Source organism: Nonomuraea rhodomycinica (assembly GCF_013363995.1).
GTDB lineage: Bacteria > Actinomycetota > Actinomycetes > Streptosporangiales > Streptosporangiaceae > Nonomuraea > Nonomuraea rhodomycinica.
The window spans coordinates 1646476-1660069 of sequence record NZ_JABWGO010000001.1; the positions used below are offsets into that span (position 1 = coordinate 1646476).

Consider the following 13594-nt stretch of genomic DNA (forward strand, 5'->3'; position numbering starts at 1 on the left):
CTGCTCAGGGCGGCTCCGCGGGAGGAGCCGGCCTGGGTCAGGAGTCCTTCGGCGGCGGGCCACCCGGCCCGAAGGTCTCCACCACATCGGCGTAACGGTCGGCCAGGTCGACGGCGTGGCCCACGGCCCACACCGCCCCCTTGCCCGGCAGGTAGGTGACGGCCTGCAGGCGCACGCTGCTGCGGCCCTGCGCGGGGGCGCCGCGGATGATCTCGCAGTCGCCCTTCTCGCAGCGCAGCATGAACGGCTCGGTCTCGCGGGTGGGGTCGTAGCCGGAGATCCAGTAGCGGCCCTTGCCGTCGCCGGTCACCCCGTACAGGCGGGCGTCGGTGCCGGGCAGCGGCACCCGCCGCCAGTGCTTGCCGTCCCAGGACAGCACGAGCGGCTCGACGTCGCTGGGCCCGTGGTAGACGCCGCCGACGGCCATGGCCCGCTTGCCGCCGTCGACCTGGACGTCGCGCAGGTAGCCGCCGGGCACGTCGGGCACGGGCATGGCCTTCCACGTGTCGCCGGACTGGTGCATGATCAGCGGCTGGGTGCCGGTGTCGCCGACCGCGATGCCCTCGGACACCGCGTAGAGGGCGCCCTCGGCCTCGGTCTCCTGGACGGTCCACTTGCCGTTCTGGCCGGTGACGATGAGCCCGACCGTCCAGCTGCTCTTCCTCGGGTCGAGGTCGCGGCTCCTGCCCCGGCCGACGGCCACCACCCGGCCGGGACGGGCGTCGACGCCGCCGAGCCAGTCGCCGGTCCACAGGCCCTCGGCGCGTACGCGGTCGAAGCCGTTGACGTCGCCGTGGGCGAGATAGGGCACGCCGTCGTGGCCGTCGCCCACGGCCCACACGTCGGACGGCGAGGCCGCGGCGACGCCGCGCAGGTTGCCCGCGCCGCTCGCGTCCCGGATCGCGACCTCCGACCACCGGGAGCCGTCCCAGTGGCGGATCGTGCCGCGACTCTTCCAGACGTCCCAGATCTCCTGCTGCCCCACGGCCCACACGTCGTCGGCGGACAGTGCGGCCACGTCGGACAGGGAGCCGTCGGCGACCAGGCGCGCGCTCGACGAACGCTGCCACGCCTCGACCGAGGCGGGCGGGGGCTCGGCTAGCGCGGCATGCGTGACCTGGGACCAGGCCACGGACGTCGCCATGATCAAGGAGAACGCACGCCGCCGGAAGCGACGGGTCATGAACAAATGCTAAGGGTTCACGACCGGTCCCCGGAGCCCAGCCCCCGATTCCACCTCCGCCACCACCGGCAGATGGTCCGAAGCCGCGGCCAGGTCGGCCGGGGCGGCGAGCGCCCCTCCGCAGTCGCGAACCCGCAGGCCCGGGCCGATGAAGATCGCGTCGATGCGGGCCTGGGGCGACCCGGCGGGGAAGGTCAGGCCGTCGCCCCGCGGCGCCGCCGGGTAGCAGTCGGCGAGCCGGGCGGCGACGTAGCGCCAGGCCGGCTGGTGGTCCCGCTCGTTGAAGTCGCCGCACAGCACGGGCTCCGCGCCGAAGCGGGCCGCCGCCGCCTCCAGCAGCGTCATCGCCTCGGTCACGTGGTGCAGCCGGGCCGCGCCGTTCAGGTCGAGATGGGTGGAGCCGACGGCCAGCCGCGCGCCCTCGACCTCGACGACGGCGATCGCCAGGCCGCGCACCTCCAGGCCGACGAAGACGCGCAGCACGTGGCTCTCGGCGTGCAGCAGCCGCGCCCGGGGGGCGGCGAGGACGGCCACGCCGCCGAGCCGCCGTCCCGCCACGACCCGCAGCCCGCAGGAGCCGGCCAGCTCCGCACGCCGGGCCTGCCAGCCGAGCAGCCGGGGCGCCTCCTGGAGGCAGAGCAGGTCGGCGCGCAGCGCGCCGATCACGCGGGTGAGCGCGGGGACGCTGTCCTTCATCCCCCGCACGTTGTAGGTGGCCAGCCTGACCGTCACGGACGGACTGTAAACCCGTCAGCGATGCCTGGCCAGGTCGGCGGCGCCGACCATCCCGGCGTTGGCGCCCAGCTCGGCCAGCCGGATCTCCGGCAGCGGCCGGTGCCCGCGGCCGGTCAGCCGCCGCGTGAACGCCTCGCGCGCCCGGTCGAGGAACAGGTCGGAGGCGCGGCACACGCCGCCACCCACGATGAAGCAGCCGGGGTCGAGGATCGCGGCCAGGTCGGCCATGCCCTGGCCGAGCCAGTCCGCCAGACTGGCGAACGCCGCGAGCGACGCCTCGTCGCCCTGCCGGGCCGCCTCGGTGACCTCCTCGCCCTCGATCTTGCCGCCGGCCAGGCCGAGCAGGATCCCGGCGCGCTCGGGCTGCTCCTCGGCGATGAGCCTGGCCTCCATGACCAGGGCGTTGCCGCTGGCGTACTGCTCCCAGCAGCCGCGCTGGCCGCAGCCGCACGGCCGCCCGTCGGGGACGACCTGCATGTGGCCGAGCTCGGCCGCCATGCCCCAGTGGCCGCGGAACAGGGCGCCGTCGAACACCAGGCCGCCGCCGATGCCGGTGCCGACCGTGAGGCACACGATGTGCGACTGCCCGCGGCCCGCGCCGAACCGGGTCTCGCCCCAGGCCATGGCGTTGGCGTCGTTCTCGATCACCACGGGCAGGCCGACCATGCCGCTGATCTTCTTCTGCAGCGGCTCCTCGCGCCAGGCGAGGTTGGGCGCGAAGCGGACGACGGACCGCGACTCGTCCACGAACCCGGCGGCGCCGACGCCGACGGCCTCGATGTCGCGGCCCTCGGCCAGCTCGCGGACGACGTCGGCCACGGTCTCGGCGATGAGGTCGGGCCGGTCGGCCGGTGTCTTCCTCAGCGCCTGCTCGACGATCGCGCCGTTCTCGTCGACCACACCCGCGCTGACCTTCGTGCCGCCGATGTCCACGCCGATCGTGAGCATTGCCGTAGCCCCCTCATCCCAGGTCGATGTGCTGCACGGTATCGTGCCCGCGCTCCCGGTCCTCGCGCGGCCCGCGGGGGGCGGCCGGCTTGCTGAGCGCGTCGAGCGTCTGCCGGAACGCGGCGAACAGCTCGCCGCCCGCGGCGACCAGATGGCCGGTCACGTCCTTGCCCGACTCGCGCTGCGCCGCGATCGCCCGGCACACCGGGCAGGCGCGGCAGATGTACTCCTCGTGGGGCTCGGAGACGGCCTCGCTCCACACGTCCTGCTGGTCCCTGCGCCCGCCGCCGCCGAGGGAGCCGGTGAACGAGCTGAGCACCGTCCGGCCGACGTGGCGGGTGGCCTGGCCCTGGATCGCGTCGAACAGCTTGCGCGCCTCGTCGGCCACCGTGCCGATCGGGTCACGGCCGCTCTGCCCGCCCTGCCAGCTCTGTCCACTCTGTCCGCTCTGGCCGGTCCGGCTGCTCTGGCCGGTCCGGCCCGTCCCGGTGCTTCGGGTGTCGTCCGCGCGGGGGTCGGCGGCGCGGGCGTCGGTGTCGCGGGGGTCTCTGTCGTTGGTCTCGCTCATCTGGCCCTCCCTGGCTCCGGAGCGCCCGCCGTCTCGCTCACGTCGCGGCCGGCCTGTCGTCGTGGCCGGAGGCTCCGCTCGTCGCGCCGGATCGGGCTCCCGAGCTGAACCGTACCCGCAGGACGCCGTCGCGGAGCACCGCGCCGCCGATCTCCCTGCGGGCCAGCGCCACCGGCAGCGCCAGGATCCTCCGGTACGGGCCGGCGGTCACGATCAGCTCGTCGCCCTTGCGCGCCAGGTCCACGTCGCCGCGGTCGGCGCCGGGCAGGTCGAGCTCCAGCTCGTCGGCGGACAGCCGCAGCGGCGGCCGCACCCCGGGCGGCCCGAACGGGTCGGCCTCGCCGTACAGCCGCTCGCCGACGGCCGCCAGCGCGTCGGCGCCGACCGGCTCGGCCGGCAGGTACGGCACGACGTGCAGGGGCAGCGGCGCGAACGACTCCTCAGCCTCGGCCAGCAGCCGCGTCTGGGCGTTCACCCACTGGGCGCGCCATTCGTCGGCCCCGCCCGCCGGGAAGACCCGGTTGGCGATGACCGCGTCGACGCGGTAGCCGTACAGGTTGAGCGAGGTGAGCGTGCGGCGGGCCTCGGCGAGCACCACGGCCTCCGGCGTCAGCACCAGCCGCACGGACGCGCCGTCGCCGGTGAGCAGCTCGCGCACCTCCAGCAGGGCGCGGTGCAGGCGCTCCCCCGCGCCGACGACCTCGTCTCCCAGGGTGCTGACGCGCGCGACGCCGCGCACGAACGGCGCGGCCAGCTTCATGATCCGGCGGCCCACGGGCAGCAGCCGGTTCACGTGCCAGTCGAGCGCCTCGGGCAGCGCGAGCAGCCGCAGCGTCTCGGCGGTGGGCGCGCAGTCGACCACGATGACGTCCCAGGCGCCGGACTGCGCGTGCTCGCGCAGCTCCAGCAGGGCGATGATCTCCTCGGCCCCGGGCAGGACGGTGATCTCCTCGGAGGTGATCTCGTCCAGGCCGAGCTCGGTGAGCAGGCCGCGGGCGTAGTCGCGCAGCTCGCCCCAGTGGCGTTCGAGGGACTTCTGCGTGTCGACCTGGTGCAGGTGCAGGCCGGGGGCGACCTCGCCGGGCTCGACGGCCAGCGCGTCGGCCAGCGAGTGCGCGGTGTCGGTGGAGACGACCAGCGTCTTGAGGCCGCGCCGGGCGGCGAGGGTCGCGGTCGCGGCGGCGGCCGTGGTCTTGCCCACCCCGCCCTTCCCGGTGAACAGCAGGACCCGGGGGCTCACCTCAGCGGCCTTCGACACGCTTCTTCAGGCCCTTGAGGGCGGTGTCCACGATGACCTTCTCGGCCTTGCGCCGCAGCATGCCGATCATCGGCACCTTCAGTTCGGCCGCCAGTTCGTACGTCACCTCGGTGCCCGTGCCCACCTCGGACAGGAGGTAACTTCCCGCCAGCTCGGCGACCATCTTGCCGGGCTCGGCGACCTGCCAGGAGACGCTCTCGTCGTCGTGCCAGGTGTAGCCGAGGGTGTAGGTGTCGCTGATCACTCCGGCGTCGAGCACGAACCGCACGGTCTCGGCCCTGCCGTCGGCGCCGGTGGTCAGGACCTCGGCGCTCTTCACCTGGCCCGCCCATTCGGGATAGGCGGGGAAGTCAGCGATGACGGCCATCACGCCGGGCCGGTCGGCGTCGATGACGATGCTCGAAGTCGTGCGATCAGCCATGCGACCACCGTAGTGCAGAAACCGCCACTTGCGGCGGAGCGCCGAAGAGCCTCGGAAAGCTTCACCACTCGAGGACGAACGGAACGCCTCTCCCGCGGAAATGCCCCACGTTGACGCACTCGGTGCGGCCGATGCGGACGCGCCGGTGCAGCGGCTGGTGGACGTGGCCGAACAGCGCGTAACGGGGCTGCGTGCGGCGGATCAGCTCCAGCGTGGCCTCGCTGCCCCGCTCGAAACGCCGGGCCACCACGTCGTAGAGCAGCTCGGGCACCGCCGGCGGGATGTGGCAGCACAGCACGTCCACCTCGCCGACCGCCTCCACCTTCGCCGCGTACTCCTCGTCGCTGATCTCGTACGGCGTGCGGTACGTGGTGCGCAGGCCCCCGCCGACGAACCCGAACCGCAGCCCGCCGATCTCCACGCTCTCGCCGTCGAGCACCCGGTGCCCGTCGCGCGCGTAGTCGGCCCACAGGCGCGGCAGGTCGACGTTGCCGTAGGTGAGGTAGGCGGGCGCCGGCATCGCGGCGAACAGGCGCTCGTACTGGGCGCGCACCTGGCGCTCGATGTGCTCGCGCGGGTCGCCGTCGAGGGTCGCCCACAGGCGGGCGGACATGGCGCGGGCCTCGTCGAACCGCCCAGCCGTGCGCAGGCCGATGAACTCCGCGGCCCGTTCGGCGCCGAACAGGTCGGCGAAGATGCCGTTGCCGTGGTCGGCGTAGTCGATGAACAGGATCAGGTCGCCCAGGCACACCAGCGCGTCGGCGCCCTCCCCGGCGGCGGCCAGCGCGTCGGCGCGGCCGTGCACATCGCTGATGACGTGGACCCGCATGCGGGCAATCCTAGGCGCACCTTCGGTGCTGCCTGTGGCGGTCCGCTGAACGCGGACCACCATAAGCGCGCCTGCGGCGCTGCTTGTGGTGGGTCGCTGAACGCGACCCACCATAGGCGCCGATGCGGTGCTGCCTGTGGCGGTCCGCTGAACGCGGTGGGCGTCCCCGCTGATCTGTGGCTGCTAGCGTGAGGAAGGGGTTCATAACGCCTGGATGACAAAGCTACCGGCGCGTAACTTATCGCGGTAACGTCCAGGCAATCCCCGAAGCGTCCGCCTGGAGGAGTTTGTCCGTGCGCGAGTACAGCGTTCCCGTACTGGTGGATGTGCCACCCACCGCGAGCCTGCCCGACACGGTGTTCGACAGGGCCGAGCGGGAGCCCGGCCGGGTCGTCGTGCGACGCCAGGTGGACGGCGCCTGGGCGGCCGTCACGGCCGCCGAGCTGCGCGACCAGGTGGTCGCCCTGGCCAGGGGACTCATCGCGGCGGGGATCGAGCACGGCGACCGCGTCGCGCTCATGTCGCGCACCCGCTACGAGTGGACGCTGATCGACTACGCCATCTGGTCCGTGGGCGCCGTGACGGTGCCCATCTACGAGACGTCCTCGACCGAGCAGGTCCGCTGGATCCTCACCGACAGCGCGGCCCGCGCGGCCTTCGTCGAGCTGGACGGGCACGAGGAGACCGTGCGCGAGGCCGCGCCGGGGCTGAAGGACCTGTGGCGGGTCGAGGCCGCGCTGGACGGCCTGCCCGGCGCCTCCGAGATCTCCGAGGCGGACGTGGCCGAGCGCCGCGGCCGGGTGTGCGGCGCCGACCTCGCCACCGTCGTCTACACCTCCGGCACGACCGGCCGCCCCAAGGGCTGCCGGATCACCCACGACAACCTGCTGTTCACCGGCCGCAACGTGGTGCGCGGCCCCCTGGAGCCGCTGTTCACCACCAAGGACCCGGCGGGGCTGCTGTTCCTGCCGCTGGCGCACATCTTCGCGCGCATGATCCAGGTGGCGCTGGTGGAGGCGGGCGCGGTCCTCGCCCACACGCCGAACATGAAGAACGTGGCGCCCGACCTGGTGGAGTTCCGTCCCACGTTCCTGCTGGGCGTGCCGCGGGTCTTCGAGAAGGTCTACAACGGCGCCGAGCAGAAGGCCATCGCGGGCGGCAAGGGCGCCATCTTCGCCCGCGCCGTGGACACGGCCGTGGCCTGGAGCCGCGCCGAGAGCGCGGGCGGCGCCCCGCTCGGGCTGCGCCTGCGGCACGCCCTGTTCGACCGGCTCGTGTACCGCAAGCTCCGCGCGGCCACCGGCGGCCGCCTGTCGGCGGCCGTGAGCGGCGGCGGCGCCCTCGGCGAGCGGCTCGGCCACTTCTTCCGGGGCGCCGGCATCGAGGTCTTCGAGGGGTACGGGCTGACGGAGACCTCCGCGCCGTGCACCGTGAACATGCCCGGGGCCAACAAGATCGGCACCGTCGGCAAGCCCCTGCCCGGGGTCACCCTGCGCGTGGGCGAGGACGGCGAGATCCTCGCCAGGGGCCGCAACGTCTTCCGCGGCTACTGGAACAACGAGGACGCCACGGGCGAGGTGATCGACGGCGACGGCTGGTTCCACACCGGCGACGTGGGCGATCTGGACGCCGACGGCTACCTGCGGATCACCGGGCGCAAGAAGGAGATCCTGGTCACCGCGGCCGGCAAGAACGTGGCCCCCGGGCCGCTGGAGGACGCGCTGCGGGCGCACCCGCTGGTCTCCCAGGCCGTGGTGGTCGGCGACGGCCGGCCGTTCGTGGGCGCCCTGATCACGCTCGACCCGGAGGCGCTGGAGCAGTGGCGCTCCACGCGCGGGCCGGCGGGGGCCGCCGCCGATCCGGCCGCCGACCCGGAGATCCGCGCCGAGGTCCAGCAGGCGGTGGACCGGGCCAACGCCACGGTGTCGAAGGCGGAGCAGATCAAGAAGTTCACGATCCTGGACGCGGACATCACCGAGGAGAGCGGCCACCTGACGCCGACCCTCAAGATCAAGCGCAACATCGTCATGCGCGACTTCGCCGCCGACGTGGAGGCCCTGTACACGTCCTGACGTCCTGGCCCGCAGCCGGGAAGACGTCCCCTTTCCGGCTTTTGCGCTCCCCCTTTTCGCGGTCGGCAGAGTTTCGACCGGCGGCGGTCAGCCCACGGCCGTCAGCCGCCGGCTGGTGCGCTCGACGGCCTCGACCAGGCCGGCCAGGGCGTCACGGGTGGCCTGCAGCCCGGCGAGCTGCTCCTCCAGCCCGGTGAGCCGGCCCCGCAGGTGCGTGAGCGTGCAGGCGGCGAGCTGCTCGTCCCCTTCGACGCAGGGGAGCACCTCCTTGATCACCCTGGTCGGCAGGCCGGCGTCGAGCAGGGTGCGGATGCGCCGCACGACGACCGGCGCGTCCGGTCCGTAGTGGCGCTGCCCGCCGCCGTCGCGCTCGGCCTCCAGGAGCCCCTGCTCCTCGTAGTAGCGCAACAGCCGAGGGCTCACGCCGGTCTCACGCGACAGATCGCCGATCTTCATGCCCTTCATGTGAGCTCCCAACACCGCTCACAGCCCCGCCATTCCACCCTTTATGTCCACATTGACCGGCGAACATTATGAATGCCTTTTCCCGAAATTTCGAGGATTTACCCAGGTGGGCGACCTGAAATTTGTTCGAAGTCGCGGCCGGAAATGGCCTTGGCAGCCGAGACCGCACAGGTAATCTGAGCCCCAAGAAAGAAAGCGGGACCGGAGATCCTGTACATCCCCGGTCCCTACCTAGAAAGGTAGGGGAGATCGCGATGAGCATCAAGGACGCGGCACTCGAATACGCCACGGCGATCGAGAACGAGATGATCCAGGTTCGCGCCGACCAGATGGAGCTCGGCCAGCAACTGACCGAGCGCATCAACGGCGTCGCAGAGCGCGTCAAGATCCTCGACGGTAAGGTCACGATCCTCGACGGCAGGCTCACGCGCCTGGAGCGCACGGTCGAGACCCTGGACCACAAGGTGGACACCGGCTTCGCGGAGCTGCGCCAGGCGCAAGAGGCCATGCAGAAGACCCAGACGGCGATGCAGGACAGCCAGCGCTCCATTCAGAAGACTCAGGTCGAGATGATGGACATCCTCGTCGCCATCCAGGCCAAGCTCGAACTCAACTAGGGCCTGTACGGAGTTGAGATCAGAAGGATTGCCTGCGGTATGGTCGGCGGTCCTGGTAGGCCATCGGGCATGGCCCGTGGAGACCTCACCGACGAGGAATGGTCCTTGATCGAGCCTCACTTACCGCTGGGTGAGCGAGGTCCGATCCCGGATCTGCGGCGGCTGTTCAACGCGGTGATGTGGCGGTTTCGTACCGGCAGCCCCTGGCGGGACCGGCCGATCGAGTACGGGCCATGGTCCACCGCCTACGATCGGTTTCGCTCCTGGGCGCTGGCCGGCGTGTTTGAGCACCTGATGCAGGCGATAATCGCCAAGGCCACAGCCCGTGGGCAGGCCAGCCTCGACCTGGTCAGCGTCGACTCCACCACCGCCCGCGCCCACCATCATGCCGCCGGGATGGTCTTGGACGGTGAGCTGAGCGCCGCGCTGGAAGAAGCCGTCATGCAGGAAAAGGGGCTACGCCAAAGGGGCAAAACGCCCGCGACGGCGACGGCGACGGCGACGGCGACGGCGACGGACGAAGGCAGCTACGACACCGGCACCAGCTCCGGCTGAAGGCGGCCAAACTGGGCCGCTCGCGGGGCGGCCTGACCAGCAAAGTGCATCTGTCGGCCGACCATCGATGCCGTCCGCTGTCTTTCATCCTGACTGCCGGCCAGGCCGGAGACAGCCCGCAGTTCCGTGCTGTGCTGGAGCGCATCAAGATCCGCGTGCCCATCGGCCGTCCGCGCACCCGGCCGGACGCGGTGGCCGCCGACAGGGCCTACTCCTCCCGCGACAACCGCGCCTACCTGCGCCGACGCCGGATCAAGGCGGCCATCCCCGAGAAGGCAGACCAAGCGGCCAACCGTAAGAAGCGCGGATCCCACGGCGGTCGGCCGGTCACTCATGATCTCGATCTCTACAAGCAGCGCAACACGGCCGAACGCTGCATCAACCGGATGAAGGAGTGGCGCGGTCTGGCCTTCCGGTTCGATAAGACACCCGAAAGCTATGTAGCTGGCCTGCACCTACGCGGAGACGTCTTATGGATGCGAAGCCTCCGACCGGCCTAGAGATCCGAACTCCATACAGGCCCTAGCAAGCCACCTCGGCCGCCATGCGGGCGATGCGGCTGTCGTCCCCCGTCTTGACGTCGCACTCCGCCGTCCCGCCGGAGTCGCCGTACTCCCAGGAGGTGGCCTGTCCCGAGCCGAGCCGCTTCCCACCGCACTCCACGACGAAGTCGGCGTCCACCAGGTGAGGCGCCACCTGGTAGACGACGTACCGTCCCGCGGCACCGAAAGAGTTCTCACCGTGACGGCCCTTGGACGGATACGTCTGGCCGATCGGTGCCAACGAGTGGCCGACCCGCTCGCCCAACGACGTGATCGCCGTCTGCGGGTTGTCGAGCCTCACCCCGGTCACCTGCGCGACGCCCGACCGCAGCACCCGCATGGACGGGACCCACTTCTCACCTTTCGCCAATGTTCTCGCCTCGGAGACCGCGGTGAGGACGTCACGGTCGTCGATGTTGGACCAGGTGAACGTGCACGCCCCCTGGGAAGCGGACACCTCTGTCGTGGCACAGGCGGACGAGAAGATGAGGATGCCGACACCGGCGATGGCTGCGGTCGCGATCTTATGCATGATGTGTGAGACGCGAGGAACATCCCGAAGGTTTCCACACGCCATGACGAGGCCGAGGGCGGATCCGCTGATCTCAACTCCGTACAGGCCCTAGCCCGTATTCGGGCGTGTCGCGTGACCGGCCGCGCGCCCGGCCGGTCACACGAGGACCGGAGGCGATGGCGCTGAGAGGCGGGTCATCGCCCGCCGCGCCGACGCTGGCCGGCTTCCCCGTCCCCACAAGTGGTTCGTGGCCGGAATGACGCTGGGCGCCACCAAGGGATGACCTCACCGGCGCGGGCCCGGAGGTCAGAGCAGGGTGTGGAAGCGGGTGGCGACCAGGTCCCAGGACCATTCGCGGGCGATCCACTCGCGTCCGGCGGCGCCCAGCTTGCGGGCCCGTTCGGGGTCGCCGAGCAGTTCGGCGACGGCGGCGGCCACCTCGCCGGTGTCCTCGCCGTTGACGAGCAGGCCGGTCTCACCGTGGCGGACGGCGTCGGGCGCCCCGCCGGAGGCGCCCGCCACCACGGGCAGGCCGGTCGCCGACGCCTCCAGGAACACGATGCCGAGCCCCTCCACGTCGATCCCGCCCCAGCGAGTACGGCAGGGCATGGCGAAGACGTCGCCCGCCGCGTAGTAACCGGGCAGCGCCGAGGCCGGGACGGTGCCGGTGAAGCGGACCGACTCGTGCCCGCCGGCCAGCCGTTCCAGCCGCCGCCGGTACGGCCCGCCGCCCACCAGCAGGAGCACCGCGTCCGGGACGGCCGCCAGCACCTCCGGCCAGGCCGCGATCAGCCGGTCCTGGCCCTTGCGCGGCACGAGCCGGGACACGCACACGACCACGGGCCGGCCGGCCAGCCCGAGCGCCTCCTTGGCCCGGCCGGGCTCGGCCTCGGGGCGGAAGCGCCCGGTGTCGACGCCGGGCGCGAGCGGGACGAGCTTGTCCTCGGGGATGGCGGCGGCCAGCCGGGCGCGCGTGTACTCCCCCAGGTAGGTGACCACGTCGGCGTGCCCGCCGATGCGGCGCAGCACGGACCGGAACCCCGGCCCGGCGGCCCAGGACGCCTCGTGGCCGTGGGTGAGCATCACCACCCGCCGCGCCCCGGCGGCGCGCAGCCGCGGCGCGAGCAGCCCGAGCGGTGCGGCCGCCCCGAACACCACGGTCCGGGCGCCGTGCTCGGCGACCAGCCGGGCCGCCGTGCCGGCGACGGCGGGCGTGGGCAGCATGAGCGAGGTCGGATGGCGCACGACGGGGTACGGCTGGCGGCGGTCGAACTCCTCGCAGCCCGGCCAGGCGGGCGCGTAGACCGCCACGCCGGGGGTGCGGGCGGCCAGGCCGTGGACGAAGGACTGGATGCCGCCGGGCCGCGGCGGGAAGTCGTTGGTGACGATGACGACGCGGGCGGTCACGGCGCCGGGACGCCGTTCAGCCGCGCCCAGGCCCGCGCCAGGGCGATCCGCTCGGGCGTCGACGGATGAGAGGCATAGAGCGCGTATTCCACGGCATCGGGCGACAAGTCGGAAATATTGGTTATTGCCAGGCGTTTCTGCATGGCCACGAAGGTGACCGGGTCTTTCGTCAGATCGAGCGCGTGGACGTCGGCCCGGGCCTCGATGCGACGGCTGACGAGATTCAGGGCGGGGCCGGACAGCACGGTGGCCAGGGACATCAGCCCGACCAGCACGGCCACGGCCCGCGGGTCGGCCGCCGAGGCGACTCCGGTGCGCCGCCGTACGAGCTGGAAGGCCAGGTACAGCAGCGCCGCGCCGGCGGCGGCGCCCAGCGCGCCGACGAGGGTGCCGTCGAGCACGTCGCCGTTCTTGGCGTGGCCGAGCTCGTGCGCGACCACCAGCTCCACCTGCGGGGCCGGCCCGCGCAGCAGCGTGTCGTAGACGACGATCCGGCGGGTGGCGCCGAAGCCGGAGACGTACGCGTTGAGCGCCGTGGTGCGGCGGGAGGCGTCGGCGACGAGCACGTCCTCGACCGGCACGCCGTCACGCGCGGCCATCGCCAGCAGGCTCGTGCGCAGCGGGCCCTGCGGCATGGGACGGAAGTCGTTGAACAGCGGCTCGACCACCACGGGATAGACGAACGACAGCGCCACGGTCAGCGCGAACGCGCCGACGGCGGCGGGGATCCACCACCGCCGCACCTTGCGGGCCAGGCCGACCACGGCGACCATCGCGACCGCCAGCACGGCGGCGTTGACGCCGATGCCCTTGATCCGGTCGGCCGACCAGGACGCCCAGTCCTGCGTGGACAGCCCGTACGCGCGCAGCACGGTCTCGGCCCACATGCCGAGCGGCCAGCGCACCGCCTCGACCAGCGCGGTGAGGAGGAGCACGCCGAGGACGACCCGCACCCACCAGGGGCCGCGCAGACGGCCGAGCAGCCGGGCGCCGAACGGCGTGAGGACGAGCAGGCCGGCGAAGAGCAGGCTGAGGCCCAGCGACAGGTAGCCGGGGGCGGTGGTGGCGGCGTCGAAGGCGGCGGCGCGGGCGATCTCGGCGGGGGTGAAGTCACGGGCGGGGTCGGGGGCGACGTACGGCGCGGAGGGCGGCAGCGCCCGCCAGGGCGTCGTGACGACCACGACGGCCAGGGTGGCGAGTCCGAGCACGGCGCACACCACCCCGGCCTGCCGCCACCCGACCCCGGCCTGATCGCCACGCGTGTCCGTCTGGGGCACGCCCGACCCCGACCCCTCGTCCTCAGAAGGACCCGACACACCGGGTCCTGACCCCTCGTCTTCGGACGCGCCCGACACTCCAGACCCCGGCCCCTCGGGTCCAGAGGCGCCGGACACGTCAGGCCCCGGCCCCTCGGGTCCGGAGGCGCTTGGCATGGCAGACCCCCGCTCGTCCGGTCTGGACGCGTCCGTCGGAGGGACCG

At 72.6% G+C, this 13594-nt stretch carries 13 protein-coding genes and 1 pseudogene; 3 read left to right on the plus strand and 11 right to left on the minus strand.

From position 1 onward, the window contains the following. Window positions 1-37: 37 nt before the first annotated feature. The 7 genes from HT134_RS07600 to HT134_RS07630 form a co-directional block, all read right to left on the minus strand. Window positions 38-1183 carry a hypothetical protein gene (locus tag HT134_RS07600; RefSeq protein ID WP_246363565.1) on the minus strand — a complete coding sequence of 382 codons (1146 nt, stop codon included), beginning with the start codon at window positions 1181-1183 and terminating at the stop codon, window positions 38-40. Window positions 1184-1192: 9 nt separating this feature from the next. Continuing rightward, a complete protein-coding gene (locus HT134_RS07605; RefSeq protein ID WP_175599447.1) occupies window positions 1193-1915 on the minus strand; it encodes an endonuclease/exonuclease/phosphatase family protein in 723 nt (240 codons plus the stop codon). 18 nt (window positions 1916-1933) lie between these two features. Continuing rightward, window positions 1934-2866, minus strand: a complete 933-nt coding sequence (locus tag HT134_RS07610; RefSeq protein ID WP_175599448.1) for an ROK family glucokinase — start codon at window positions 2864-2866, stop codon at window positions 1934-1936. A gap of 13 nt (window positions 2867-2879) precedes the next feature. Beyond that, window positions 2880-3434, minus strand: a complete 555-nt coding sequence (locus HT134_RS07615) for a hypothetical protein (protein WP_175599449.1) — start codon at window positions 3432-3434, stop codon at window positions 2880-2882. 37 nt (window positions 3435-3471) lie between these two features. Next, the gene (locus HT134_RS07620) at window positions 3472-4692 is read right to left on the minus strand and encodes an ArsA family ATPase (protein WP_312888021.1); all 1221 of its coding nucleotides are present in this window, start codon (window positions 4690-4692) and stop codon (window positions 3472-3474) included. After that, window positions 4676-5113, minus strand: coding sequence for an SRPBCC family protein (locus HT134_RS07625; protein ID WP_175599450.1), 438 nt, complete (start codon window positions 5111-5113; stop codon window positions 4676-4678). The genes HT134_RS07620 and HT134_RS07625 overlap by 17 nt, the downstream gene beginning before the upstream one ends. A gap of 61 nt (window positions 5114-5174) precedes the next feature. After that, window positions 5175-5942 (minus strand): metallophosphoesterase family protein, encoded by a 768-nt coding sequence (locus tag HT134_RS07630; protein WP_175599451.1) that lies wholly within the window; start codon window positions 5940-5942, stop codon window positions 5175-5177. Window positions 5943-6235: 293 nt separating this feature from the next. On the opposite strand from HT134_RS07630, the gene HT134_RS07635 reads away from it, so the two are divergent. Then, a complete protein-coding gene (locus tag HT134_RS07635) occupies window positions 6236-8014 on the plus strand; it encodes an AMP-dependent synthetase/ligase (RefSeq protein ID WP_175599452.1) in 1779 nt (592 codons plus the stop codon). 87 nt (window positions 8015-8101) lie between these two features. Here HT134_RS07635 and HT134_RS07640 read toward each other — a convergent pair whose 3' ends face one another. Next, window positions 8102-8479: a MerR family transcriptional regulator gene (locus tag HT134_RS07640; protein ID WP_312888022.1), complete on the minus strand. Its 378-nt coding sequence runs from the start codon at window positions 8477-8479 to the stop codon at window positions 8102-8104. Between the two features lie 254 nt (window positions 8480-8733). Between HT134_RS07640 and HT134_RS07645 the strand changes: the two genes are divergently transcribed. Further along, window positions 8734-9096, plus strand: coding sequence for a hypothetical protein (locus HT134_RS07645; protein ID WP_175599453.1), 363 nt, complete (start codon window positions 8734-8736; stop codon window positions 9094-9096). Between the two features lie 69 nt (window positions 9097-9165). Then, window positions 9166-10151 (plus strand): annotated as a pseudogene (locus tag HT134_RS07650) (IS5 family transposase). A 22-nt stretch (window positions 10152-10173) separates the two neighbouring features. On the opposite strand, the gene HT134_RS07655 reads toward HT134_RS07650, so the two are convergent. The 3 genes from HT134_RS07655 to HT134_RS07665 form a co-directional block, all read right to left on the minus strand. After that, on the minus strand, window positions 10174-10650 hold the full coding sequence (locus tag HT134_RS07655) for a hypothetical protein (protein WP_217707233.1): 477 nt from the start codon (window positions 10648-10650) through the stop codon (window positions 10174-10176). Window positions 10651-11013: 363 nt separating this feature from the next. Beyond that, window positions 11014-12114 carry a glycosyltransferase family 4 protein gene (locus HT134_RS07660; protein ID WP_175599455.1) on the minus strand — a complete coding sequence of 367 codons (1101 nt, stop codon included), beginning with the start codon at window positions 12112-12114 and terminating at the stop codon, window positions 11014-11016. Next, window positions 12111-13391 carry a M48 family metalloprotease gene (locus HT134_RS07665; RefSeq protein WP_312888023.1) on the minus strand — a complete coding sequence of 427 codons (1281 nt, stop codon included), beginning with the start codon at window positions 13389-13391 and terminating at the stop codon, window positions 12111-12113. Before HT134_RS07665 ends, HT134_RS07660 begins: the two co-directional genes overlap by 4 nt. Window positions 13392-13594 lie beyond the last annotated feature (203 nt).

Bases quoted from the DNA above. Each gene is read 5' to 3' on its own strand.
- HT134_RS07630 (WP_175599451.1), bottom strand. From the start codon at position 5,942: ATGCGGGTCCACGTCATCAGCGATGTGCACGGCCGCGCCGACGCGCTG.
- HT134_RS07625 (WP_175599450.1), bottom strand. From the start codon at position 5,113: ATGGCTGATCGCACGACTTCGAGCATCGTCATCGACGCCGACCGGCCC.
- HT134_RS07640 (WP_312888022.1), bottom strand. From the start codon at position 8,479: ATGAAGGGCATGAAGATCGGCGATCTGTCGCGTGAGACCGGCGTGAGC.
- HT134_RS07645 (WP_175599453.1), top strand. From the start codon at position 8,734: ATGAGCATCAAGGACGCGGCACTCGAATACGCCACGGCGATCGAGAAC.
- HT134_RS07610 (WP_175599448.1), bottom strand. From the start codon at position 2,866: ATGCTCACGATCGGCGTGGACATCGGCGGCACGAAGGTCAGCGCGGGT.
- HT134_RS07600 (WP_246363565.1), bottom strand. From the start codon at position 1,183: ATGACCCGTCGCTTCCGGCGGCGTGCGTTCTCCTTGATCATGGCGACG.
- HT134_RS07615 (WP_175599449.1), bottom strand. From the start codon at position 3,434: ATGAGCGAGACCAACGACAGAGACCCCCGCGACACCGACGCCCGCGCC.